Annotated in this window: 11 protein-coding genes and 6 pseudogenes; 7 read left to right on the top strand and 10 right to left on the bottom strand. The window is 59.5% G+C overall.

The window, feature by feature from the left end; all coding sequences use genetic code 11:
* Positions 1–8 precede the first annotated feature (8 nt).
* The 3 genes and pseudogenes from AC0NIH_RS31525 to AC0NIH_RS31515 form a co-directional block, all read right to left on the bottom strand.
* Positions 9–2,344 (bottom strand): annotated as a pseudogene (locus tag AC0NIH_RS31525) (S9 family peptidase).
* Positions 2,345–3,434: 1,090 nt separating this feature from the next.
* A pseudogene (locus tag AC0NIH_RS31520) lies at positions 3,435–4,711 on the bottom strand (radical SAM protein); the annotation flags it as partial.
* Positions 4,712–4,910: 199 nt separating this feature from the next.
* A complete protein-coding gene (locus tag AC0NIH_RS31515) occupies positions 4,911–5,378 on the bottom strand; it encodes a Ros/MucR family transcriptional regulator (RefSeq protein WP_473469534.1) in 468 nt (155 codons plus the stop codon).
* 522 nt (positions 5,379–5,900) lie between these two features.
* Between AC0NIH_RS31515 and AC0NIH_RS31510 the strand changes: the two genes are divergently transcribed.
* Complete coding sequence (locus AC0NIH_RS31510; RefSeq protein WP_473469532.1) at positions 5,901–6,938, top strand: cytochrome-c peroxidase; 1,038 nt, start codon at positions 5,901–5,903, stop codon at positions 6,936–6,938.
* Positions 6,939–7,154: 216 nt separating this feature from the next.
* Here the strand turns inward: AC0NIH_RS31510 and tdh are convergent, their stop codons facing one another.
* The 4 genes and pseudogenes from tdh to AC0NIH_RS31490 all read right to left on the bottom strand — a co-directional run.
* Positions 7,155–8,189: an L-threonine 3-dehydrogenase gene (tdh, locus tag AC0NIH_RS31505; RefSeq protein WP_474025120.1), complete on the bottom strand. Its 1,035-nt coding sequence runs from the start codon at positions 8,187–8,189 to the stop codon at positions 7,155–7,157.
* Between the two features lie 513 nt (positions 8,190–8,702).
* A pseudogene (locus AC0NIH_RS31500) lies at positions 8,703–10,858 on the bottom strand (peptidase domain-containing ABC transporter).
* Positions 10,859–10,882: 24 nt separating this feature from the next.
* A complete protein-coding gene (locus AC0NIH_RS31495) occupies positions 10,883–11,971 on the bottom strand; it encodes an HlyD family secretion protein (RefSeq protein WP_473469456.1) in 1,089 nt (362 codons plus the stop codon).
* A 1,498-nt stretch (positions 11,972–13,469) separates the two neighbouring features.
* Positions 13,470–13,673, bottom strand: a pseudogene (locus tag AC0NIH_RS31490) (DUF6650 family protein); the annotation flags it as partial.
* Between the two features lie 851 nt (positions 13,674–14,524).
* Between AC0NIH_RS31490 and AC0NIH_RS31485 the strand changes: the two are divergent.
* The gene (locus tag AC0NIH_RS31485) at positions 14,525–16,384 is read left to right on the top strand and encodes an ABC transporter ATP-binding protein (protein WP_473469439.1); all 1,860 of its coding nucleotides are present in this window, start codon (positions 14,525–14,527) and stop codon (positions 16,382–16,384) included.
* A gap of 876 nt (positions 16,385–17,260) precedes the next feature.
* On the opposite strand, the pseudogene AC0NIH_RS31480 reads toward AC0NIH_RS31485, so the two are convergent.
* A pseudogene (locus AC0NIH_RS31480) lies at positions 17,261–18,043 on the bottom strand (DUF4158 domain-containing protein); the annotation flags it as partial.
* Between the two features lie 221 nt (positions 18,044–18,264).
* On the opposite strand from AC0NIH_RS31480, the gene AC0NIH_RS31475 reads away from it, so the two are divergent.
* The 3 genes from AC0NIH_RS31475 (at position 18,265) to AC0NIH_RS31465 (ending at position 20,803) form a co-directional block, all read left to right on the top strand.
* Positions 18,265–18,696 carry an antitoxin Xre-like helix-turn-helix domain-containing protein gene (locus tag AC0NIH_RS31475; protein ID WP_292425998.1) on the top strand — a complete coding sequence of 144 codons (432 nt, stop codon included), beginning with the start codon at positions 18,265–18,267 and terminating at the stop codon, positions 18,694–18,696.
* Positions 18,693–19,175 carry an RES family NAD+ phosphorylase gene (locus AC0NIH_RS31470; protein ID WP_473469441.1) on the top strand — a complete coding sequence of 161 codons (483 nt, stop codon included), beginning with the start codon at positions 18,693–18,695 and terminating at the stop codon, positions 19,173–19,175. The genes AC0NIH_RS31475 and AC0NIH_RS31470 overlap by 4 nt, the downstream gene beginning before the upstream one ends.
* A 173-nt stretch (positions 19,176–19,348) precedes the next feature.
* The gene (locus AC0NIH_RS31465; protein WP_473469443.1) at positions 19,349–20,803 is read left to right on the top strand and encodes a hypothetical protein; all 1,455 of its coding nucleotides are present in this window, start codon (positions 19,349–19,351) and stop codon (positions 20,801–20,803) included.
* Between the two features lie 369 nt (positions 20,804–21,172).
* Here AC0NIH_RS31465 and AC0NIH_RS31460 read toward each other — a convergent pair whose 3' ends face one another.
* Positions 21,173–21,385, bottom strand: coding sequence for a hypothetical protein (locus tag AC0NIH_RS31460; RefSeq protein WP_473469445.1), 213 nt, complete (start codon positions 21,383–21,385; stop codon positions 21,173–21,175).
* A 296-nt stretch (positions 21,386–21,681) separates the two neighbouring features.
* On the opposite strand from AC0NIH_RS31460, the gene istA reads away from it, so the two are divergent.
* Both istA and AC0NIH_RS31450 read left to right on the top strand, forming a co-directional pair.
* Entirely contained in the window at positions 21,682–23,232 is a 1,551-nt protein-coding gene (istA, locus tag AC0NIH_RS31455; protein WP_473469447.1) for an IS21 family transposase, read from the top strand.
* Positions 23,233–23,248: 16 nt separating this feature from the next.
* Complete coding sequence (locus AC0NIH_RS31450; RefSeq protein WP_473469449.1) at positions 23,249–23,590, top strand: ATP-binding protein; 342 nt, start codon at positions 23,249–23,251, stop codon at positions 23,588–23,590.
* Positions 23,591–23,730: 140 nt separating this feature from the next.
* Here the strand turns inward: AC0NIH_RS31450 and AC0NIH_RS31445 are convergent.
* A pseudogene (locus tag AC0NIH_RS31445) lies at positions 23,731–25,656 on the bottom strand (recombinase family protein); the annotation flags it as partial.
* Between the last annotated feature and the right edge of the window lie 194 nt (positions 25,657–25,850).

Below are 25,850 nucleotides of genomic sequence, written 5' to 3'. Positions count from 1 at the left end.
GGGCATCCTCAGGTTTTTTCCTTCTGGAGCTGGGTCGGAGTGGTGTTCCAGTTGGGCGGGGTCTGCCCGAGAATGTTGCGAACGAAAAAGTTCAGGAGTTTGCGTTCGGTGTAGGTGCCCAGCGCGCCATGATTGGCACCGGGCACGTAGACCATGTCGAAATCTTTTGCCGCCTTGATCAACCGGTCGGCAAGCTGCAACGAGGCGGACGGGTCGACATTGTCGTCCATTTCGGGCACCACGATCATCAGCTTGCCCTGCAGCCTATGAGCATTGTCGATGGCGGAAGACTGCGAATATTCAACGCCGACCGGCCACCCCATCCACAGTTCGTTCCACCAGATCTGGCCTATCCGGTTGTCATAAACGCCGCTGTTGGCGACCGCAGCCTTGTAAAATTCGGGATGAAAGAGCAGAGCGCTCACCGCGTTTTGGCCGCCTGCGGACCCGCCGAAAATGCCAACATTGGAGATATCGTACCACGGATAGCTCGCGGCAGCCGCCTTGTGCCATAGGATGCGATCGGGAAACCCTGCGTCCTTCAGATTTTTCCAGGCAACATCATGAAAGGCGCGCGAGCGGTTGTTGGTACCCATGCCATCGATCTGCACAACGACGAAGCCCATCTGCGTGAGCGGCTCTGTCCACCTTGAGAAGGATTTTGGGACGAAGGAGCCCTGGGGCCCGGCATAGATATTCTCCACCACAGGGTAGGTCTTCTTCGGATCGAAATTGGCGGGCAGGTGGATCACCCCCCAGATATCAGTCTTGCCGTCGCGCCCCTTGGCATGGAAGCTGAGTGGCGGCTGCCAGCCGGCGGCAACGAGCTCGGAGACGTCGGCGGTCTCCACCTGCGTGAGCTTGGCATTGTCGCTGGCGCGGTAGAGTATCAGCTGGGGCGGCACATCGATGCGTGACCAGAGATCGACATAATAGCGGCCGTCGGGGGAGAACTCGACATGGTGGTTGCCCGGCTCAAGCGTGAGCTCAGTCAGCCCCTCACCATCGAAGCCGATGCGGTACGCATGGACGAAATAGGGGTCCTCCCCCGGGTTCCTCCCGCTCGCCTCGAACCAGATCTGGCGCTTGACCGGATCGACATGGTTGACCGCCCGAACCACCCACTCACCGCTGGTGATTTGGTTCTTGAGCGCGCCCGTCTGGCCGTCGAACAGATACAGGTGCTCGTGCCCATCGCGCTCGGACGCCCAGATGATCTCCTTCCCGTCGTCGACATCGTAACGAAAGATTTTCCCGGTATGCTCCTGATCCATCGCCAGAGGATGGTAATCGACAAATGTCTTGCTGGTCTCGTCGATGATCGAGCGCGCACGGGCCGTGGCAGCCTCTACCTCGATCAGCCGATAGAGCTGATGCCCGCGCTGGTTATATTCGAAAGTAAAGCTGCGACCGTCCGCCCGCCATAGGAGAGGGGAAAGTTCGAAGGATTTGAGAACAGGGCGTCGTCAATCGCGACTTGGCGCTGGCTGGCGATCTCGAACAGGACCGGCTGGGGTAGTGGAAGGACATCACCCGGCTTGGGATAGACCAGTGTCGAATCTTTGCGCTGCAACTGGTCGGTCGACGAATCGAGGTAGTGAAGCTCCCGCTTGTAGCCGGGGCGAACACGGTAAGCAGCGAGGTGGCGCGAATCCGGCGACCAACTCAGCGTGGAAAAGACGTAGCTGTTGTTTTCGGATCCGTCCCGGCTCAGCGGGACATCCTGCGATCCGTCCTTGCTGCGCAGGAAAACATTGTGGTTCTTTATATAGACGATCCATTTGCCGTCCGGCGAGACGCTCCTCTGGTCGGGGTTATTCTCAGCCGGTGGCGTGTAGTAGTGGCTGAGCTGCCAATTGTCCGGGTCGTCCGCATCCCATGTGGTGCTGTCACACTCATAGCTTGCAAGATCGCAGCGCCATCGGGTGTGTTCAATCTGGAACTCAAGCCTGCGACCATCCTCGGTCAGTTCGAAACGCTCGAAGGGAAGATAGCCGGCCTGATACTGTATGTGGCTCGCCCTGCTCAGTCCCGCTGCCAGAGAGTCATGATCGAAAGCCGGGCGCTTCACACCAGTGGCAGCATCGACCAGCATGAACTGATGCTTGCCGTGGCTGGTTCGGCGGTAGGCGAACGCGTCGGCATCGCTAAGCCAAAACGGCACTTCGGGGACAGTGACAGTCAGCTTGTCATAACGGCCGTTGATCGTTAGTGCCCGCTCGAAATCGGCCGGCACTAGCTGCGGATGTACGCCATCTGAACCGTTGCCCGGTGCCTGACCGATCGGCGCTCCCGATACGCCCTGAATTAAAAGCGCGAGCGTCAAAGCTCCGATCGTATGCATATATGGTTCACCCTTTTCGGCTCGGAATACGTGCTGTGGATTGGTTCGATCGCGCTGCAGCGGCGCCGAGCGTCTCCTTTGCAGGAAGCGCGCGCCGATGCAGCCACTGTCCAGGAACTGGTCGAGTGAGAATTATAACGTTGGCTTACGCGCTGATAACCACAAAGAAAAAGTCGCCAACGGCGTCCTGACTGGAACTACTCCTGGGCGAGCACGGCCGCTTTCTTTTATGCATCTGCAGTCTCCTTCTGGCAGCACGGCCTGATGTCGCTCCACCGAAATCAAGGTGCCAACACTTCGACATCTTCCGCGCGACCTCGCTGGTTCGTGGCGGGTTTACGGATGACCGACGCAATATGCGTGCCAAAAAAAGGGGCTTAAATACAGGCAGATCGAACCGGCTGTGTCGCATTTCTAACGTTTGTGTCGCATTTCTAACGTTGTCGTAAATGAGGGCCGAGGTAGCGCTGAGTTGTCGGACCCGAATGAGACTCTCCCGAGAATGGTGTGACGATGACTTCTTGATCGGCAACAGCCGTGGTTCAAGAGTTCTGGCCACACCAGATTGGGATGCTGCGGTGGCTACAATGAAAAGCTGGGATTTGGCTCCAATCTTTGGCACCCCTGCTAGGTTCGAGCCATGATCGAGACCTGTCGCGCCGCTGGGGGTGGCGTACGCGGCTCATTGGTCTTCGAGGAGCGGTGCACACATGGCCGCCTCCTTCTCTATTGGACCCATCGGCCGCAACATCCAGAACAGATTGGGCGGTGCTTGCGTCATTTAACGCGTCGCTGCTGGCATCGAGAAACGCGGACGTTCGCCAGGGCTTTTCCAAGTGAAATATGCAACAGGATACATGGTCCTGGGCAGAATTAGAGAAATCCTTGGCCGGCGGGTATGGATACCGCCGATTGTGACGCGCTCATAGGCCACAACGGTCGTCCATTTGGAAATGCAGCCACTTCCTCAGCCGCAAGACGCCGTCACCGGCACTTGCCGTGATTTACCGAAGCACAACATGGGACGAGAGGTCATCCCTTTGGCTTTCCTTGACGCTGTTTGGCTGTCCTTACGAGCCAACCTGGTCCAGGCAGCAACAGCGCGAATTACGAAGCGATGCTCCTGCCGCACCCGGATGAGTCCATTTTCGATGTCCACTATCGTCAGCCAGCTTCGTCAGGCGTTCAGCAGCCGAATCGAGAAGGCGAGTTCCATGGGCCGCACAAATTGCCGGAACTCGGCCTGCAAATCGCACATGAGCCGCTCGATGATTGCGGCTCGCACGCGGTCTTCATCTGTAAGTCGGCAGCCTTTTGACGTTGCCAGGCGGCCAGCTGCTATGCGCAGGCTGTAGGTCGCGTGTCACCTCGTTCTGGATGTAACCCTCACCGACCCGCCCGACAGAGGACGCCCCGAAACCGATCAGGATTTTGCAGGTGTCGGCCGAGTAACCCAGCGAATTACGCCGCAGCCGACCGCTAGTTTGCGCCAGCGTAAGTTCGTCGTCCGGCAAGGCGAAATGGTCGAGGCCGATCTCACGGTAGCCGCCGAAACCAGCGTCTCTGCCACGGCGGCAGCCTGTTCGGCGCGGGCGACGCTGTCAGGCAGGGCAGTGTTCTCGATCAGGCGCTATCACCGATGGAATGTGCGCGTAGGCGAACACGGCAAGCCGGTTGGGACGCAGGGCGACAGTCGCCGCCGCATTTCTCGACGCAGGACTCTACCGTCTGGTTCGGGAGACCGAAAATTATCGACGTTAATCCCGCTGACGCCATACCGGCGCAGCTCTTCGACGGCAGCGGCGCGTCTGCGCCTCGCTCTGGACGCGGTTGATCGCTTTTTGAACAATTGGATCAAAGCTCTGCACCCCGAGACTGGCGCGGCTCACATTGGCTGCTCCCAACGCTTCGGAGATTTCGGCCGTGAAGGTGCGCGGGTCAATTTCCACAGCGATTGTAGCGGGTTTCGTGAAGGCGAAGCGGTGGCGCAGGAGTTCGATCATTGCCAAGAACTCCGCTGCCCCGATCAGGGTCGGGGTTCCACCGCCGAAATGCACGTAATTTACGACGAGCCCCTTTCTGCACTTGCTGCGAGACCAACCGATCTCGTCACGCAGAACGGCCAGATAGTTGAGGATCGGCCCCTGATCGCGGGCGATCCTGGTCGGGAAGCCGCAATACCAGCAAATCGATCGGCAGAACGGAATGTGGAGATAGAGCGACACCGGATCGTCAGCTGGCAGACCTTTTAGCCATTCCTCATAGCTTTCGGCCCCTACGCTGGCGGTGAACTCCGGCACGGTCGGATAGATGAGTGGACCAAGGCAGGAGAGCCTCGCGATATTCTTTCAGGATAGAGGTCTGCAACGGTTTCTGTCCCAAGCTGAAAAGTGGGTCTTTTTACCGCGGCGGTCTCCTGTGTTCTGCGCTATGTCAATTCCAGTCCGCTTCGCGCGTGTAATGACGCCGTGTAAGGAAAAGGCGGGATTTGATCCCGCCTTTCGATGTTTCGCTCGCATCATGCTGATCGAGCTTCCAGCCCCTCAACGCGTCTGGATGGAGGAAGTCACGCTGGTACCTTCTTTCTAGGCCGCTTCTCGGGCACCGAGACCTCAGGCTCTTTCGGTTTGCGGCCCAGTCCCATCGTCTTGGCCAACGCAGAGCGCGCAGCCGCGTAGTTCGGCGCCACCATGGGGTAATCAGCCGGCAAGCCCCATTTGGCGCGATATTCATCGGGGGTCAGACCGTAGTGGGTCGACAGATGGCGCTTTAGCGATTTGAATTTCTTGCCGTCCTCAAGGGAGACAATGTAATCCGGCGTCACCGATTTTCTGATCGGGACAGCCGGCGTCAACACCGTCGGCTCTTGTGCCGAGAGGCGACCGGATGCCGTGCGTTTCAAAGCTTCGTGCACCTGGCCGATCAGGGCAGACAGTTCGCCCACCGGAACCGGATTGTTGGAAACATAGGCTGAGACAACATCCGCGGTAAGGTCGATGAGGTTGTTGGCGTTTTCAAAGTCTTCTTCTGGCATGAAACTCTCCGGTGGATTGGTCTGCGGAGCGGTCGCTTCTAGGGGTGATTTCCGATGAAAGCAACAAATCTCGCGACAGCATTGTTCGTTGATCGTCCAACAGTGAGGTCTATAGCGCCCACTTCACGCAGTCGTGACACTGATCTGCGCGGTAATCGCTGTCCATAAATGCGCCCGTATCCGCCGTTCAGTCCCGATCTCGTCCGTCTGAATCGCAGAGGAAGGCGTACAAAGCTTGTAGACCATGAGCCGTGTACTCGATGGGCAGCTTGGGCGCAGGGGTTGGCCGTTGCGGCAGCATGTGGCGAGAGCCCACGGAACCGACCAAACCCTCAGCGAACAAACAGCGATTGCGCGCGCCCACCATTGGAACGCGCAGTCAGGCGACGAATTGCAGCCACTGTTCCGCCGCTCGATCGGCTTGGTCGGAGGCACGATTCCCTCGATCCGCTGATCTAGCGCAGGGCGTTCCCGGGCCGCATGTGGAGAATGGATTCCGTGCACCTCCTAAGGACTCCACCTATGAAAATCCTATCCCCTGCGATAGCTGTTGCGCTTGTCGCAGCCACAGCTTTTGCTGAGCAGTCCATGCCGCCAGACCTCAGAGGAACGGCACTGGCCATCTTCAAGCCCTTGCCGTCTATGCCGGGGGGCACCAACAGCCCGAGCACGCCGGAGAAGATTGCCCTCGGCAAGGCCCTGTTCTTCGATCCACGCCTCTCGTCCTCAGGCGCTTTCTCCTGCAACTCGTGTCATAACCTGGCCACCGGAGGCGACGACAATCGTGAAACTTCGATTGGCCATGGTTGGCAGAAGGGACAGCGCAACGCGCCGACGGTGTTTAACTCTGTCTTCAACAAATCACAGTTTTGGGACGGTCGCGCTGAAGACCTGAAAGCTCAGGCCAAAGGGCCGATACAGGCCGGTGCCGAGATGGCCAACACATCGCAGCAAGTAGTCGACACGTTCAAATCGATGCCGCAATATGTGGAGTGGTTCCATTCAGCTTTCCCGGGGGAGGCCGAACCCATCACCTTCGATAACCTAGCCAACGCACTCGCAGATTACGAGGCGACACTGGTCACGCCGGCCCCCTTCGACGCCTTCCTCAATGGCGATGACACCGCCATTGGCCCCGAAGCGAAACAGGGCCTGGCCCTTTTTATGGAAAAGGGCTGCTCGTCCTGCCATTCCGGTGTCAATGTTGGTGGGGAAGGCTATTATACATTCGGCCTCGTTGAGAAGCCTACCGCCGAAATTCTGCCGGAAAATGACAAGGGACGATTTGCCGTCACCAATGTACCAGAGGACTCCTATGTCTTCCGCGTGCCGTCGCTGCGCAATGTAGCAGTCACCGCGCCATACTTTCATTCGGGCAAGGTCTGGGACCTGGGAGAGGCGGTCGCTATCATGGGAACCACTCAGCTTGGCCAAGAGCTAACGCATATCGAAATCGATCGGATCGTTGCCTACCTTAATTCGCTGACCGGAAAGCGACCGGAGATCACATATCCCATCTTGCCGCCCGAAACACCCAAAACACCTCGGCCTCGATCCTAGGCATTGGAACCAGACGATGTGCCTGTGAGCATTCCATGACCGATCTGGGCGAATTGCTACGTCGTCCGATTGGGCCGCGATACGTTGGTCGATTGAGCGGCGCACGTTGGAGAGGAGCCATTGCTTTGCACCAGCCATGCTCCTCGGCGCGGAGATCGCCTGCAGGCCAGGGTGCTGTCCCGTCAGCACGTCTGTGAGTTACGCAGTCCAGTCGCCTCACCAGTCCATCACCACCTTGCCGGAACTGCCGCTGCGCATTGCATCGAACCCAGCCTGAAAATCGTCGATGCCGATGCGGTGGGTGATCAGGCCGGAGACGTCGAGGGGACCTTGCACCAGGGCGATCATCTTGTACCAGGTCTCGAACATCTCGCGGCCGTAGATGCCCTTGAGATGCAGCATCTTGAAGATGACCTTGTTCCAGTCGATCTCGAAGCCGGTCGGCGCGATGCCCAGGATGGCGATCTTGCCGCCATTGTTCATGGTGTCGATCATGTCGCGGAAGGCGGGCGCGGCGCCCGACATTTCGAGGCCGACGTCAAACCCCTCGGTCATGCCGAGCGCCGGCATGACATCACGCAGCTTTTCCTTCGACGCATCGACGACATGCTGGACGCCGAGCTTTTTGGCCAGCGCCAGCCGCACCGGATTGATGTCGGTGATCACCACCTTGCGCGCGCCGACGCATTGGGCGACGAGCGCGCCCATGATGCCGATCGGCCCGGCGCCGGTGACCAGAACATCTTCACCGACGAGGTCGAAAGACAGAGCGGTGTGCACCGCATTGCCCAGGGGATCGAAGATTGCGGCGACCTCGTCGGGAACGTCGTCGGGGATCGGCACCACATTATGCTGCGGGATCGCCAGATACTCGCCGAAGGCGCCTGGACGGTTGACGCCGACGCCAAGCGTGTTGCGGCACAGATGGCCCCTGCCCGCCCGGCAGTTGCGGCAATGACCGCAGACGATGTGGCCCTCGCCCGACACGCGCTGGCCGACCTTGTATTCGGTGACCGCAGCGCCGAAATCGGCGACGGTGCCGACGAATTCATGGCCGGTCACCATCGGCACGGGCACCGTCTGCTGCGCCCACTGGTCCCAATTGTAGATGTGGACGTCGGTGCCGCAGATCGCGGTTTTCCTGATCTTGATCAGCACGTCGTTGGGGCCGATCTCCGGTACCGGCACCTCTTCCATCCAGATGCCTGGTTCCGCCTTGGCCTTCACCAGCGCCTTCATCATATTCGACATCAGAATCTCCTTACACCTGGGTGATTGCGCTTATCGCGATCCCTCCGATAGCCTGCACAACGGAAGTGGTAGCTACCCCACGCTGCAGTTCGACTGCGACGGTACTGTTGTGCCCGGACTGAAGGCGTTCGTGAGGCTCTGCAGACCAGCAATTCCTGGGCGGTGCTCAACTGCCTTTCCCACCCGGATGCAACGCTGGCGACCGCAGCCCATCGAGCTGCTCAAATCCGTCCAACTCGACCTCGTGCTCGAAGCTGCGAGGCGACATGGTGAGCAGGGAGCGTGAGCGGGCCACTTCCTCCCGCAGACCTGGCAGGCGCCTTCCCAGCTGGTGAAGCTACCGGCAGGGCAGGAGGTTCACCGCTTCTACACAGCCAAGCGGGAGCCGATCTTCTTTGGCTGCTCAGCGACGGGCGGTTCAACGCTCCCGATGCTCCTATGGCGTTCTGATGAGCCCACCAGCGCGAAGCCATGCTTGGTCTTGGGATGCTGCAATGTCCTCACCTGAAGCTGTTAGCTGGTTTCGGTTTGCACTCGCCACAAGCGAGCGTAAGCGCCTTCAGTAGCCACCAAATCAGCATGCCTTCCCTCCGCAACAACCCGCCCCTTGTCCAAGACCACTATTTTGTCGGCGCAACGGATGGTGCTCAGTCGATGAGAGATGATGACGATGGTCTTGCCGTCCCGACGCAGATCCTCCACCAGTCGCAGGACAAACGCCTCGGCGACCGAGTCGAGAGAGGAGGTTGCTTCGTCGAGGATCAGGATCTCCGGATCCCGGTACAGAGCCCGAGCCAACGAAAGGCGCTGCTTCTCGCCCCCGGAGAGGCGTACGCCGTTTTCGCCTAGATAGGCCTGGAAGCCATCGGGCCAGCGCTCGATCACCTCCCGCAGCCCTATTTGATCGCAGATATGGAGGATCTTTTCGATGTCCGGCTCGAACTCGCCAAGGGCGATGTTGTCGATCACCGAGCCCGAGAACACGTCGATCGATTGCGGCACCGCAGCGACAACCTTGCGCAGGGATACGGTCGACAGGTCCTGGAGGGCATAACGGCCGATCCGGATGTGTCCACCCTCAAGCGGGTAGACATTCTGCAGCAGCGCCGCAAGGGTGCTCTTGCCCGAGCCGCTTTCCCCACCACCGCTGTCATTTCCCCCCGGCGGAAGGTGACGCTAAGATCCTCGAAAAGCTCGAGCTGGCTACCATAGCGGAACGTGACCTTCTCCAGGTGGATGTCGCCAATGTCGGATTTGGCGGCATCGATGCCGCCACCGCTTTCCGGCTCCAGGTCGAAGATCTCGAACAGGCGATCCGCCGCGATAAAAGCATCCTGAACGATCCGGTTGGTCTGGATCAGACTGGCAATCGGCCGGGTAACATAGCCCAGCAAGGTATAGCAGGAGAGTAATTCGCCAGGCGTGACGGTTTGATCGAGGGCAAGTGACGTTCCGAACCACATCAGCACGATGGTGAATAAAGTTGCGAGGAAGGTCGAGGTGCTGTGTCCAAAGATAGAGATCAGGCCGGAGCTGTAGACGGAGTGCAGCATCTTGATGAAGCGGGTCTCCACCTTGAAGTTGGCGAAGCTCTCCATGCCGGAGGTCTTGATTGTGGAGACAGCTCCGAGTGATTCCACCAGTTGTGTCTCTAATTCGGCAGCGTTCTCCATAACGGCGCGCTGACGATTCCTATTCAGCCGGTTGATGATCCAATAGACCGAAAGGTACAAGGGGATGGAGGCCGCCACGACCAAGGCGATCTTCCACGAGTAGATGAACATCAGCCCTAACGAGAACAGTATCGTCAGCAAGTCAACGAACATGTTGATCGAGACGTCGTTCAGGAAGCTCCTGATCTTCACCGCGTCATTCAAGCGGGAAATGATTTCGCCCATGCGCATGCTGTCGAAGAACTTCTGAGGCAGGCTTAGGATGTGATTGTAGTAGCCGAGGATCAGGTGGACGTCGATCTTCTGCCCCGTTTGCAGGACGAGCCGGTTTCTGAGGAGATCGATTAGGATCTGCACAACCAAGATCAAGAGCATGGCGACGCTCATCAGGTTGAGCAGATTGCGGTTGCCCGCTGTAATCACATGGTCGACGATCTTCTGGACATAAATGGCAGTCGAGAGGCCAAGGATCGTCGTCACCAGCGCCCCCGCGAGAGCCTGCGCCATCCCCGCCTTGTGTGGCGCAAGCAGATGCGCGAATCGAAGTAGGGTTGAGGTGGTCTCGTCGCGGCGCTTGAAGGTGTCTGCCGGAACCAGGAGCACCAGGGCGCCAGTCCATTGTTTTTTGAATTCCTCGTGCGTCAGCTTGCGAATTTCACCATAGGCTGGGTCCATGATAATGACCCACCTGGCGTTGATCGCCTGAATTACGACGAAGTGGTGCAGGACCTCGTTGACGATTAAGTGCGCGATGGCGGGCTTGGGGATCTTGTATAGGCTGTCGAAGCTACCCTTCACCCCCTTGGCAATAAAGCCCAGCTTCCGGGCAGCTTCCATCAGGCCCAGCACAGTCGTACCGGAGCGGCCGGTCGAGGCATACTGCCGGACCCGCGACAATGGCAGCTTGTATCCATAGAAGGCGGCCACAGAAGCAAGGCTGGTGGCCCCGCAGTCCGTGATGTCGCGCTGCTTGAACTTGATGACTTTGCTCGACATGGCGGCTCGCTGGCTGTTTGGAAATCAAGGGCTGGCCGCTAGCAGCGGATTGAGCCAATCATCGATGTGATTGTAGAGGAGTTGCAGGAGAGTGCGCTCGCCCAGGAGGAAGCGGGCCCGCACGGTCATCCCTTTCTTCAGGTGACCGATCGCTCCGCGCTTGAGGGCGAGATGGCGGCGAGACAGGGCGCAGCGGACCTTGAAGATCGGGCTCCCGTCGTGGAGAGTAAAGTCCTCCGCCACGTCCAGCGCTGTCGCGTCAATGACACCCCATTGATTGGGGTTGAAGGCATCCACTTGGACCCGCACCGACTGACCCGGGCGCACGAAGCCGATGTCCTTGGGCGAAACGTAGATCTCCGCCACCAGTTCGCCATCTGGCGAAACCCAAGCGACGATTTGGCCGGCCTGGACATAGCTGCTGGGAGTGAAACCGGAGAACTGCTGCAGAGCGCCTGCCACGGGGGCTCGGATGCGTGTGAGATCCCGTTCCTTCTCCAGTTGATGCAAGTCGGCCGCGAGCTCCTTGCGCCGTAGATTGACATCAAAAAGCTGCTGGTTCCATTCGGCGGATTTGCGCCGCGCGAGGCTCTCGCCCTGAACCTCAAGCGCCTGAAGGGCGAAAGCCTTTTCCTCAACAGCCTTTGGGGGCGCTACAGCAGCGAAGAGCAGTCGCTTCGCACGCTCAAGTTCCGCGGCGGCATTACTGCGGGCGTATCTGTTCTCCCGTAGCAGGTTGAGGAAATGTGCGTGCTCGGCTGTGGCGGACGCGGTCAAGAGGCGGATCGGGTCGTCGGCCTGCGTGCCGGAGGAGATCAGTGTTTCGAGATCATGGGCAAGATCACTCTTTGCGTGAAGATCGCCTGTAAGCGCCTTGAGCTTTTCCTGAATAACCTCATCATCGAGGGCGAGGATCTCTTGCCCCTGAGCAACCGGATCGTTTTCAACTGCAAGGATGCGGGAGATGCGTCCGGAGACGGGTGCGACAAGGGGCGTCTTCTCGATGGTGGGTCGAATAATACCGGCACTTTGGAAAGACACTGTTACTGTGATGAAAGGTAGTGATCCCAGGGCCGCAGCCACGGAGAGAACAATAAGCTTGTAGATGATCAAAGACCTCTCGGATCCTCGAGACAGGATGCTTTCTGCCGTGCAGTTGGAAAGCTCAGGGATCAGCGGGATATTGGCCACAGTCTTGCTACAATGATTTTGATCTATGGTGTTGCCCATCATCCACCAGGTCTCGGGTACCTAATACACCGACCAATCCTACAGCAGAAACTGAGGCTGAAAGCTCGGAAGTTGATGATCCCGCTTCTCGGGTTAACGCGGTCAAGGCGGATACTGTCGGTATTCACTGCGTTCCTTTTTCAAAAATATTCAATCGTGAATGTCGATAATAGTCTGCCGCTTGGCAGCATTCCCCGTACCTAAGCGGACAATACCGATGCCGACCACGCAAAAAGAGGCTAAAAAGGCGTTCTATTCCCAACGCACCTAAGAGTGCGTCGATCGAACATCACGTGTCAAACGTGACTAACCAACGTGCCTGGAGATGACCATGGCCAACTCCAGGAATTCGCTAATATTCTGGATCTCGTTTAACGGTGCTTAAAATACATCACTGCGTATGTTACAGCTAATCCTAACGAAACAATTCCGCTGATTATTGCCGTCAGAAACAACCACCCTCCGGAGGTTGTACATGCTTCTTCGTGCGTTAACTCGATCACACCGTAGGCTTGCATATCGGTTTTCATTTTTTCTCCTTTCCTAGAGCTTGAAATCACGGGAGCAATAATGCGGCAGCTTGTGCCGCCGCACAAGGAGACCAGCAAGGGTCGTGCCAACTGTCCAGGAAACCCCAAACAGCGCTTATGCATGTTCGTCGAGGCTTGGTTGCGAACGCGGCCACACACCGGGCCGAACATCACCATGTCGCGAATTCGACAAACCCGACAACCCGACAACAGCCTACCAAAGTTCGTTCTGATCGTCTGGACAGGATGCTCTCTCCAGTGTAGCTGGATAGGTCAGGGGAAGTAAGATATTGTTCGCTAGCCCAGCTAGTGACCAGTAAGGCGCTCTGGCGCTGTCTTCGCTATGCTAGCGACTATGGTAATAACTGCAATGTATAACCAGAGAAGCCACCCGCCAGAAGTTGAGGATGCCTCTTCCCGAGTTAGCTCACTCACCCCATACACAGACATATCGGTATTCATCGTTTCCTCCTTATAGAACAGCCAGACCAGTCAAGGTCGACTGTCGGACGGCAGATCGCCGCCGTGCAATGAGAACATCATCAAGACTCGTGCCAACTGCGCAGGAAAATCCAGAAAAAGCCATTTCGTCCAGCGGCTAAGGTGATCGTGAGGAGATGGCCGGCGGCCATCACCCTGGCGGACGCAACGGCTTTGTATACCCCTGATCGTTGGGAAAAAATGCGCTCTGCGTTGTCGCAGGCTTTCAGGAGGAAGCAAGAAGTTCCTTATGTCGAAGCCGGTAGTGCTCGCGCTGATCATCGTGGAACTGGCGTCCAGGCTCTCGGATCGCGCGGATGGGCGTGACTGCGAGAGCATCGGCTGACAGGGGTTTGGATGTTTATTTGGGTGCATTCCTCGCGTATCCGGTGGATCGAAGGCTCCACTTCAGCCTCGGTCTCCATATCGAACGGATTGTAGAGGACGCGGCGATCTTCGAGGAATACGAGGAACCGGCGCACGGATCTCACCTTCGGCGGGCCGGCGTCTGACCATTGGAGGCCACCTAGCGGCGCGCTGATACCAGTAATGTGCCGCGCGGTTTCGGTCGTCACTTCGCCGCTTCTCTTAATCAGCTTGGCACTCGTCCCTCCTATTCGAGTTCGCTATCGAGCACCTGCGTGACGCTCAAACCTTCTGACATTGCTTGATCAGTCATGCTTTTGATCCGATCGTAGTTTTCAAGGAAGACGACGTAATGCCGATTCGACCGAAATGCCCGATGCAAACATCAGTCCGTGAATGTCGCTTCCCCGCAGATAATCGGCAACCGGTCGCTCAATCGCGCGACGCGCGGGATCAGTTCTTCCGTGAACCAGCAGGTCGATCTCCGAAGTAAAGAGATTGCGGTGGCTATCGCGAACCCATGGCTGGCGCAGCAAGCATGAGCGCGCGCTCTTCAGCAATCACCCTTGTCGGGATCCGGTGAGGATCGAATTCGGCTCGGGTGCGACGATTACATGCGTGTTCCATTTGCTCTCCCCGAGCGTGTCTATAGCTGACCTTCTTGTGTCCGAAACTGAATAAGAATCGGAGCCCCACCGGCAGGCCATCACAGCCAGGCACCGGCGGGCGAGCAAGCGGTGAATCGCAAACGGAGCGCAATCCGGCATGCAAATTGCTTTGATGAACTTCGTAAGCGAGACGCTGACAGGGCGTCGCGGAGGACCGGGTAATCAACCAGGAGCGTGCTCGATGCCCGCAATGAGACGGCCAGAACAGGACGATGAACCCAGCCACACTTCGGGAGCTGGACCGCTAAAGCCAGCCGCGGCGCTTCCTCGTAGATCACGCCTCCTCTGGCAAGCCGGCGGGCGTCCACAGCTTGGCCGTTCAGGTGGCGCGAGCGCGGTCGCACTCCTCCGATGCGCCGCACCATTCCTCCAATCAGCCGGTTTGACCCGTCATGTCGCCTTTGCAGTGCATCTATCGCTACTTTGAGACGCTTATCCGCCCACTGGATATCCCCTACGCGCCGTTGCCGGCAACAGGTCCGTTTGCGCTGCTTTTGCATTTCGCACGCATGTTCCGCGGCGTGCTGGGGACCATCGCTGTCTTCATGATGGCGGTCGAGGGAATTAACCTCGCGGTAATCTGGGGCATGTCTATCATTGTGGATGGGGTGAGCACGAACGGTGCGGCGGTTTTCCTTGAGGAAGCTTGGCCTACGCTTACGTGCCTCGGGCTGCTGATGTTCCCCGTGCAACCGCTGCTGAGGTTCTTCGCCAAAACGTTGGATTCCCAGGCAGTGTCCGTATGCATGCCCGCGGCTATGCAATGGCAGGGCTACAAGGCGGTCGAACGTCAGGACCTTGCCTTCTTCCACGATCTCTTCGCCGGCCAGGTGGCGTCGCGCATTTCGCAACTCGCCTCCGCGGTGCAGCAGCAGATCGTCGTAGCGTCTTACAGCATACCGTATTTTCTCGTGCAGTTTCTCGGTTCGCTTTCGCTGCTTGCCATGCTGTCCTGGCCGCTGGCGCTTCCGGTCCTGTTTTGGATCGTGGCGAACGTCGCTGTCGCGGTTGCGGCAGTGCCTCATTTTTCCCTCCGGTCCCGCCACTCTGCCCGCGCGCACAGCCTCGTCATCGGCGCCCGGACCGACCTCTATAGTAACATCCATCTGGTCAAGCTGTTTGCGGCCGAAGACAGCGAGGCGGGCGCAATGCGCACCATCATGGGAGATGCCATTGAGACGCAGCACCTTGAACGCCGCATTCACCTAACAACCGACACCAGCGTCTTCTTGCTGAACGTTGTTCTTTCGCTCACCAACATCGCCGTGGGTCTGTGGGGACTCGTGGGCGGTTTTGTCACCACCGGCCAGTTTGTTGCTTCAATAGCAATCATTCAGCGGCTCAGCGCCAACTCCCTGGCCTTTCTCCAGCTAGGGCAGCAGATATTCCAGGCTGTGGGCACGATACGCGACGCGATGCCGGTCATCACCACGCCTCCAACGGTAATCGACGCCCCCGGAGCCAGGCCGCTGGCCGTAGTCGGCGGCACGGTCGAGTTCAGGGATGTCAGGTTCGAATACCGTCAAGGAAAAGGGGTAATCGAGAATCTATCGCTCAGGGTCCGCGCCGGCGAGAAGGTCGGGCTCGTGGGCATGTCGGGGGCTGGCAAGTCGACTCTAATCAGCCTGCTTTTGCGGTTCTTCGATGTAAACGATGGCGCAATCGTCGTCGACGGCCAGGATATCCGCTCCGTAACGCAGGCAAGCCTGCGTGAGAATATCGGGGTCGTTGCCCAGGATGTCTCGTTGCTCCATCGCTCTGTCGGGGACAATATCCGTTACGGTCGGCCGGATGCCTCGCCGGAGGAGGTCGAACGCGCCGCAATGCTGGCCGATGCGGACGGCTTCGTGGCAGATCTCAAGGACAGCGAAAACCGCACCGGCTACGATGCCTTCGTCGGCGACCGCGGGGTGAAGCTTTCCGGCGGCCAGCGTCAGCGGGTCGCCATCGCTCGGGTCCTGCTTAAGGACGCGCCAATCCTCCTTCTGGACGAGGCGACTTCCGCCCTGGACAGTGAAGCCGAGGCGGCGGTCCAAGGAAAACTCGAGCTTCTCATGGGGGGCAAGACGGTGATCGCGATTGCCCACCGCCTGTCGACGATTGCCAGCATGGACAGGATTGTCGTGCTCGACAAAGGGCGCATCGTCGAGGAGGGCTCCCCCTCGGAGCTACTCAAAAGCGACGGCCTTTATGCCCGCCTGTGGCGGCGGCAGGCCGGCGGCCACATTGCCGACACTTCCGAGGAGAGATAAGCCGACTGGAGCGTCGTTCGTCACGGCTCCGCGCGGCTCGCAATGCTTGGCTGTTGTCGTAGAGAGCGGGCATGTTCGCGTGTAGACAAATCTCGGCTTTCGCCGCCTTCGTCGCGAATGTGTGGGAGTGGGCGACGAGATGCCACAAGAGCTCTTCGGTTCTATCGCGAGAAGCTGACCGTCCGCCGCCGTGCCGATGGTGGTGCCGCCGAGTCTTAAGCAGTGGTAATCGCTCGACTTCGTCTCCGACGTTCCACATCCTCACTGTCGTCGACGATTGGGCGCGGGACACAAGCGCGCTGCTGAGGCGGTGCCCGAACGTGCAGGGACACAGAAGCTTACGATACGAGGGGTGAGCCGAGTCGAAAAACGCATTGGAAACTCCGTCTGGCGCAACCCGGACCGGGTCACAAGGCGTGATACAAAGAGTTGGGTGGCGCAATACCGCTGGTTAATTGCGCCGGTGCTATCGCGGCCTCTGGTCCGCAACGGCGCAGGCAACGCGCCGAGGAGCAGGGGTGCATGGCAGACTGCCCCTCGGCTCGACGTCGCCATGCTCGAACGGGTACGCGTAAGCGCCGTGACTGTGCGCCATTTTGCGGACATCCAGGAAGCCATCGAATTTGAGCGAACGTGGAGTTGGCAATCATGCGAAGACAACCTTCGCAACAGTCCCCTGCGAAAGCTTGACCTGAATATTCCTTGGCGAGGATGGCCTCTTAGTTCTGCTGCGTTCTGCTGCCTGTGGTACATTCCTCCGGATGATGACCAGACGCAGGAATCTGCATAGTGAGCTTAGCTGACATTCGATATCTCCGCGCGAGTTCGTGACACTTCTGCGAAGGACTGCCGCAATATGCGTGCCAAAAAAAATCCTGCTGGCGTGGCATTGCCTTCGCGGATCATCTGATCCCGACGTCCCGACGAAATGTGGATCTGTAGTGCGGGGTCGATCTCCAGCGTCCGCAGAAACGTGATCCGCTCGGTCAGTCCGAGCAGGTTCGACGGCAGGCGCTTCTGGCGCTGATCTCAACCAATGAAAGCGCGTTTGACCGATCGTCGGGTCAACCTCCAACAGCCCGTCCAGTGATGCAAGCCGATCAGCTGGTATCGCTTCAATCAGCGCCCTCTCTGCCCGTCGCCGGGAAATGGCCAGCGCCGCGATCCCCATCCGCTCAATGATGTTGGCTGCCGGGAGTAGCGAATTTGGATTGCGGAACTCCGCTACAATGGCGCCAGCCTCGAAACACCCGCGTCTGTTGTTGAGGCCATCTCGATTGCCGACAGCAATGCGGCACGCCGATCTTCGGCTGTTGCGTTTCGCTTCTGCAGATAACCAGGAGGTGAGCAATGTGATTGCTGCGGGTTTCTTCACGACGGGCATACAACCTGAATGCGGTCGAGCTTGCACCTATTTGCCCGGCAACATAGTCGAGCATCGCTTTCGGTGGAACCTCGTTAGGCAACAGTGGCCGGCCGGGGTAGCGCATCAGGCAAAGTTGGATCGCAAAGCCGAGCTGATGTGTTCAAGGCGCCGTCGCTGGATTACCAGCAAATCGGCCGGCGAAGAGAATAGTGGCGGATCAGACTGTCTTCATCGACCGGAATGTCGAATAGCGTCTTTCGCTCGTGTTCTTTGAGAAGCGCTCGTCGGGCCACTTTCCACTCCACTCCAGAACGGTCGTGGCAAAGCCTCGTCCAAAGCGGCCTAACGGTACAGGAGGCAAATGGCGTATCCACAGCGAACATCCGGGCGTTCACTCTCCGTTCGACCTTAGCGCAAGTTTCTGAGCAGCTCTTGTTCTGCCCCCCTGATGCGGGAGGCTTGTATGGCGCACCATGTGAGGCTATATTTTGTCTCAAATGGATTGGAGAGTGAAATGCCAGCGTTCGGAAATGTCGCCGACGTGTTGGGGCTGCCCGTCAAAGAGGTGGCGGCGCGGTCGCCCTTCGGGCTGATCTCCCGGATCGAGGATGGACTTCCCATCGGGGCGCTCGAGCGCGTTGCGCATCTTTTAGCGCCTGGCGATGCTCAGTTCAAATACCGGCTGATCCCCAAGGCAACCTATGAGCGACGCAAGACGGCACATCGTCTCTCGTCGGACGAGGGCACACGATTGGCCCGCGTGGCGCGCGTCTGGGGTCTTGCTGTCGATGTCTGGCAGAACGAAGAGGAAGCGCGCGATTTCTTGTTCCGGCCGCACCCGATGATTGAGGACAAGCGACCTATCGACCTCGTTATCCTGAGCGAGTTCGGCGCCGAAATGGTGGTCGATATCCTCGCAGGTCTGAAATACGGCAGTGCTGCGTGACGGCGCAGCCTCTCGATCGCACGCTATCATCCTTTCGCATCGGTGATCCCGCCGGCACCTACCCGATCTTCGACGCGACTGGCTCGACAATCGCGCCAGGGCGATGGAACACGCCCGGAAGTCCCGTCATCTATAGCAGCGAGCACTATTCGACGGCCCTGTTGGAAAAGCTGGTGCATGGCAGCGGCCGACTGCCGCCCAACCAGCACTACATCGAAATCACAATCCCGCGTGGACTGAGCTACGAGGTCTTTTCCCAGCCGTCACTGCCAGGCTGGGACACGATGCCGGCGACGGTGAGCAAGGGATTTGGCGAAACCTGGTGTTTAGAACGGCGCAGCGTCATCCTGCTGGTGCCGAGTGTCGTGGCGCGTCTCGATTGCAATGTGCTGATCAATCCGGCGCATCCGGAGTTTTCAAGGATCGAGACAAGTCTGCACCAGCCCGTCTACTGGGACCGGCGGCTGTTTGGCGCGTAACGGGGAGGCCGGGGCTTTCTGTTGCTATCAGCGTGTGCCTGCCGACAAGCAACAGCTGGCGGATTTCGTCACCGCCGATGCTGATTGCGGCGCTGCGGGCGCAAAGCCGATCAAACAAGGACAGGGTGAGGGTTCTCGGTTAGCATCGACGCGTATGTTTGCGGAGGAAAAATATGACCAGTGTGGCGCGGGACAGCTTCGAGGCATGGAGCAGGCTTTGCGAAGCGGGCGGGCTTGAGCTCGACGATCGCGATGCCGATTTTGGCGAGAACCTGCGCATGGCGCTTTCCCCATCAGCGGCCACATTGGAGGAGGCGTTGCGCTCCAGTTCCACCAATCATCTCGTCAGAGCTGTCTTTGACTTGGCGGAGCCCTTCGTAGCCATGTTCCGAGCTATCCTAAGCTTCTTCCAGGCTGCGGGAGCGCAGCAGGGCCGCTCCCAATGGGATATCCATATCGAGGAGGAACACATCGAACTGAAGCATTTCGAGAAGTTTCTCGAGACCTGGAACGCGCTCGATTGCGAAGTCGATGTCCCAGCTGTCGATTCCGACGGCGCTTCGGCAATCTTGCGCCCGGGTGATGGCCTGATCGATGCAGAATGGCGCGCGAAGACTGGGGTCCCAGATGTCGATCACCGGCAGCAAATGTATCATGATGGGGGACTTTATCTTCCTTTCCCTCGCTCGCTCCACACCGATCGAGTCCAATCTGGGTTTCGGGATGCGATCTCGATCGCCACTGTTCTGGTCGAAAGCGCTCGCCGTGCTTGGCCAGATCACGAGACAATGATGCGAGACTATCGGGAACGCAGGCTCGGGTTCCAGAGCGGTGACGGCTTCAACTTAGGAACTATCGCGCAGCACGAGACTGACTTTCAACTTGGCTTTATAGTGGCGCAGCTCGGGCGGTATGTGTCATTGGATGAGGCAAGCCAACGCATGGTCGGGCAACGGCTCGCTATTGCATTAGGCCACTACCCGAGACGCAAGATTGGCATTCGGGCGGAGCTGCCGGAATTGGAGCGCATTCTATCTCTGCCTATTTGGCAGCGTCGCCACGAGCTCTATGCCGTTTGGATCGCGACCGAGATCGTCAACGCTCTCGACGACCACGATTGCGCGCTCCATCACGAGAAAGGCCGTGTCACCTTCGCGTTTCGAGAGTCTGTCATTGCGACAGTGCGTTCGAGCCACCCGAAGGTGAGGTTGTTCGCCGAGCGGCGCAGCTCTCTCATCGCGCCAATTGGGCATGGCCGCACGGGCCACGTCCAAACCGATTACAGCCTGTGGCGCCGCTTCGGGGATCGGAAAGAGTGCGGTCTTGTGATCGAGGTGAAGGATTACAAGCGCGGGTCTCGCGGTCGATGTATCAGCATCGATGTCGGCTGCGATCGACGCGCCAGACTTCGCCGGGCTTTTATCCTCGATTGCGGAAGGGCGCCCAGCAGCCGTAGCCCTCGTCGATTCCGAGATTCAAAGTGTCGGGCAGCTCGACCTCTCACTGACGACATTAGACGCTCCCGTCGCGGCCACACAAGCCTGCACGATCCCATCACCAGCCTACTCGAAGATCATGAACGTGTCGTCTTGGTAACCGATAGGGACGGCATTGCTGAATCTCGTTGAATTCAAGACCAAACATTTGGGCTCCCGGCACGCTGGCGGGAGAAGCGTCGAGGTCATCGAGATTGAACGATGACTGCTCGGCGCCGTTGAGTGAATTCCATAGAACCAAGAGCATCTCACGCATCTACCAATCTGGCCAGGCAAGAATCCGGACCGCTCGACCGAGCGTCCGTTCGGCGTCGTTATAGTGATTCGAGGCCTGATGCACGATGCACGGAGTGGTGCTGAGACTGCTGCATGGCTTCCGGCAGCGGAACGCCGCGGCGTGTGGTTTCGGTGAGATAGCCCGCAGGCCATGGGCGGAAAAAAGCGTCGGATCGGAGTCCAGCCTCGGCGAGGCGGGGCTATCAGGTTGACCGCCTGCGGCCGTCAGCGCGCGTGTTCGAGATTGCCCCAACGGTCTGCCGCGAAACACCGCGCCTCAGTGACGCCGGCGCGCTCGAGCCAGTCCTTTAAGACCAGCACCCGACGGCCGACGAGCAGCACGAAAGCATCGCTATCTTGTGTCGTCTTGGTTCGGCCAAGCCGGATCGACAGGCAAGCCAGCTTTTCGCCGTCGGGATTATTCAGATCGGCCGGCACCGGCACTTCCTCGACCAGTTGTTCGACGCGGAGAGCAGAAATTTCGCTGCGGCGGCGGCCGCCGGATGCGAAGGCGGTGATCAGAAGGGCTCGGTCGCGGACGTCGATCAGGCGATCGCCTGCGTGTTTCGGTAAGTCCCGGACGCCGATTTCACTAAGTCCCGGACAGTGATTTCAGTAAGTCGCGGACGGCATTTCCGCTAAGTCCCGGACAGTTTTCGGGGCGGATTTGACGGTCGGTTCTCGGCTGCGCCGTTCTGGCATTTTGACCTCTCACGATGACGTTGAGAGGGGCCATGCCAAGACGGAAGCAAACGAGACAGACGACGGTGAAGGACATCCGAGCGATCTTGCGCCTGACGCATGAGCATGGCCTTTCGGTGCGTGCGGTATCGGAACGGCTGAAGATCAGCAAGACGACGGTTTCGACCTATCTGTTACGCGCGAGCGAGGCGGGGCTTTCGCGTTGGCCGTTGCCGCCCGGCTACGACGACGATGCGGCGCTCGAGCGGCTTCTGTTCCGCCGGATGGGCCGGCCGCCACAGGATCTGAGTGAGCCCGACTGGGCGCTGATCGTCCGGGAGCTGAAGCGCAAGGGCGTGACGCTGACGCTGTTGTGGCAGGAGTATCGCGCTGCCCATCCCGACGGTTACGGCTACACCTGGTTCTGCGAGCACTTCGCCGCTTTCGAGCGTCGGACGAGCGCGACGTTCCGCAATCGGCATGCGGCGGGCGCGGTGATGCAAACCGACTATGCCGGGCAGACGGTGCCGATCATCGATCCTGCTACCGGCGTCATCCACGCCGCCCAGATCTTTGTCGCGGTGCTGGGCGCATCCAATCTGACCTTCGCCTTTGCCAGCTCCAGTCAAAAGCTGCCGGACTGGATCGAGGGCCAGGTACGAGCGCTCGCCTTCTTCGGCGGCGTCACCAGAGCGATCGTGTGCGACAACCTGAAGGCCGGTGTCGTCAAGGCGCTGTGGTTCGAGCCGACGCTCAACGCGACCTTTGCCGCCATGGCCGAGCACTACGACACCACCATCCTGCCGACCCGCAGCCGCAAGCCGCGCGACAAGGCCAAGGTCGAGGGCGCGGTGCTGATCGTCGAGCGCTGGATTCTGGCACGGCTGAGGAATCGATCCTTCTTCTCGATCGCCGAGCTCAACGCGGCGATTGCCGAACTGCTCGAGGAGTTGAACAACCGGCCGATGCGCCATATCGGCCAAAGCCGCCGCGAACTGTTCGAGGAGATCGAGCGGGCTGCCTTGAAGCCGCTGCCGGCGGCACCGTTCGAATACGCCGAGTGGAAGTCGGCGAAGGTCCATCCTGACTACCACGTCGAGGTCGACAAGACCTTCTACTCGGTGCCGCACCGGCTGATCGGGCGCACCGTCGAGGTGCGGCTCACTCATCGAGTGGTCGAGATCTTCCACGATCACCAGCGTGTCGCCAGCCATGTGCGTCGCTCGCAGCGTTCCGGCCATGTCACCGTCAACGAACACATGCCCAAGGCGCACCAGCGCTATGCCAACACCACGCCGGCCAGCCTGATCAGCCGGGCGGCCACGATCGGCCCCAACGCCGCCGTCCTGGTCGAGCGCATGATGCACGACCGGCCACATCCGGAGCAGGGATACCGCTCGGCCATGGGCATCCTGTCGCTGGCGCCGCGCTATGGGCCGGAGCGTCTCGATGCCGCCTGCGAGCGGGCGCTGCTGATCAACGCGATCGCCTACTCCTCCGTCACCGCCATCCTCAAAGCCGGCCTCGACCGAGCCAGCTCCGCAGAACCGGCAAAGCCGACACCCCAGCACGCCAACATCCGCGGCTCCACCTATTACCAGTGAAGGAAAGGAAGAAAGAATGCTGACGAACCCCACCCTCGACCAGATGCAGGCCCTCGGTCTGGCCGGCATGGCTGCCGCCTGGCGCGAACTGGCCGAACGGAACAACGCCAACGAGCTCAGCCGTGACGAGTGGCTCGGCCTAATGCTCGACCGCGAGGTCGCCATGCGGGCCGACAAGCGCGTCCGGAACCGGCTCGCCTCAGCCAGGCTGCGCTTTCCCGAAGCCTGCATCGAGGACATCGACTTTGCCGCGCCGCGCGGGCTCGACCGGCGCGGCACCATGGCGCTCGCCCAGGGCGAATGGCTGAAGGCGCATGAGAACCTGATCGTCACCGGCCAGACCGATCCCACGACATAATGCACAAGCTGGATCTGCTGATCCTGTGATTGTGATAATGGACTGTGTCCGCTCCTGCCGGGATGGTGCTGGATATCGAGTTGCTCGATATCTTCATGACGGATGATCCAGGGTGTACCCTTGCAATACTGCTCGGCCTTCAGATCGCCGGCGCGGATCATGCGTAGCACGGTCATTGGCCGCAGCCCGAGCTTCGCAGCCGTTTCCTGCAATGTATACTCGCCGCGCTCCGACCGTTCGTCCTTTTTGTAGACGGCGATGTCGTGCTGGTTGCGGAAAGTGCAGACACGGGACTGCGTCCATCCGTTCTGACGACCCGTGGTTTTGCCGAGCCGGTTGAGAAGCGATGCGATCGCTCTATCCGGCAATTGGCGTGCCAGGGCACGGATCAGTTCCTCGATGTCCGGCGGGGCGCCCCAACGGTGATGGCCTGCCTTGTTCTTCCTGACCGAAAGCGCGGTATGGTCGCCGCCCTGCCAATGCACCAGCATTTTGATGTGGTCGTCTTCGATGGCGACGACAATCTCGCGGATCACAGCACGGATGATCCGCTTGCGCGTGGTGGCGGTGGCGTTGGCATGATGCCATGCCAGTTCGAGATCGGCGCCCATGCGCAGCAGGCTCCGCCGTTCCTCTTCTCCCAGAGCCTCAGGCTTGTGGCGGTCGAGCGCGTCAAGCTCGTCCTGACGCTCGCGGACGGCTACGAGCGCGGCATTCCAGCGTCGCTCCAGTTCGCCTGCCACAAGCCGGTTGTCCGGGTCGACGGCGTCATACTGGCGGCGTGCATGGGCGGCTTCATAACGTGCTTGCTCGAGTGCGAGCTCCACATGGCGCCGCTTCTCTCCAGCCTGCACGGTGGAGGTCTCGATGGCCTTGATCGCCGCTTCGATGCCGAGCGGTTGAAGGCGTTGAAGAACCTCCGCGCTGACCGCCTGATCGACCCGCAACGATCCGAAGCCAATGCACGGGTCGGTTCCGTGGTTGACCTGCGCTCCGCGGCAATGATAGCGCCCCGTATTGCCGTTGCTGCCGGAATAGGAGACATGCAGCTTGCGGCCGCAATGGCCGCAGCGCAAGAGACCGCCGAGCAGCAACTCGCCCCGGCGAAGAGCACCGCGCGGCACCAAGCCTTTGCTTGTGGCATTGTCCGTGATCAGGCGCTGGTTCCTCTCAAAATCGTGCCAGCTCAGGTAACCTTCGTGATGGTCGATGAGCAAGACCTCCCAGTCGGCGCGATCGCGCCTGATCCCACGCAAAATTCGTTTGCGTCCGGCCTCTATGGTGACTTTGCTGCAGGTTCGCCCGAACGCATAGGCGCCGGCGTAGATCGGGTTGGTGAGAATGTGGTGCACCGTATTGTAGACGGGCAGCTTCCAGACGATCGCCCTGTCCGCCGCGCGCGTGTAATTTACGGCAGGGAGCATAATGCCCTCGCTGCGCAGCCACAGATGCACCTGCCGGATGCTCTGCAGTTCGTCGAAACGCCGGAATACAAGATCGATCGCCTCGCGGATCCGCAGGTCCGGGTCTTTCTCGATCCGGTTCCGGCCCGACTTGACGTAACCGATCGCCACCGTCAGGAAGAGTTCGCCCCGTCGTGCCTTCTGCTTCAGGGCTTCGATCGAGCGGGCCCGCAGGATCGAAAGCTCCAGTTCGCTCATCGTGCACTTCATGCCGAGCAGCAACCTGTCGTTGGGATGACGCGGTTCGTAGATGCCGTCCTCATCGATGATGAGCGTTCCGACAAGGCCGCAAAACTCGATGAGCGTATGCCAGTCCCGGCCATTGCGGGCCAGCCGGGAGGCTTCAATGGCGAGGACCGCACCAACCCGACCTTCGCAGATCGCCGCCAGAAGCTTCTCAAAGCCCGGACGACTGATGCCAGACCCTGAACGACCGAGATCTTCATCGATGACGATGGCGTCTTTCCAGCCAAGGGACCGCGCTCGCTCGGCAAGGCCATATTGGCGTCGCCGGCTCTCGGGATTGTTGACGAGTTGATCGGCCGTCGACTGCCGGACATAGACATAGGCGCCGCGCGCGAGATGTTCAGCGGTGATCTTCATGATCTGCCTCCCGTCCCGTCTGGCTCACCACCGCTTCCCTCAGCAAGGTCTCGATCAGCGGGAGGGTGCGTTCCCGGACTTCGCCTGGAAGACTCGATGGCGGAGCCTTCGTGGAAAACAGATCTGGTTGGTCGGTTCGGCATTGCCTGCGCTGCATGGTCGTCTCCTGGCTGGTGTGAGTCGCTCTGCAGAAA

The sequence above is a fragment of the Mesorhizobium sp. WSM1386 genome (assembly GCF_055901595.1).
The sequence above is the reverse complement of the archived record's forward strand: the minus strand, read 5'-3'. Positions and strand labels throughout refer to the sequence as shown.

Coding starts and splice junctions, on each gene's coding strand:
- AC0NIH_RS31515 (WP_473469534.1), bottom strand. CDS start 5,378: ATGCCAGAAGAAGACTTTGAAAACGCCAACAACCTCATCGACCTTACC.
- AC0NIH_RS31510 (WP_473469532.1), top strand. CDS start 5,901: ATGAAAATCCTATCCCCTGCGATAGCTGTTGCGCTTGTCGCAGCCACA.
- tdh (WP_474025120.1), bottom strand. CDS start 8,189: ATGTCGAATATGATGAAGGCGCTGGTGAAGGCCAAGGCGGAACCAGGC.
- AC0NIH_RS31485 (WP_473469439.1), top strand. CDS start 14,525: ATGTCGCCTTTGCAGTGCATCTATCGCTACTTTGAGACGCTTATCCGC.
- AC0NIH_RS31475 (WP_292425998.1), top strand. CDS start 18,265: ATGCCAGCGTTCGGAAATGTCGCCGACGTGTTGGGGCTGCCCGTCAAA.
- AC0NIH_RS31465 (WP_473469443.1), top strand. CDS start 19,349: ATGACCAGTGTGGCGCGGGACAGCTTCGAGGCATGGAGCAGGCTTTGC.
- istA (WP_473469447.1), top strand. CDS start 21,682: ATGCCAAGACGGAAGCAAACGAGACAGACGACGGTGAAGGACATCCGA.
- AC0NIH_RS31450 (WP_473469449.1), top strand. CDS start 23,249: ATGCTGACGAACCCCACCCTCGACCAGATGCAGGCCCTCGGTCTGGCC.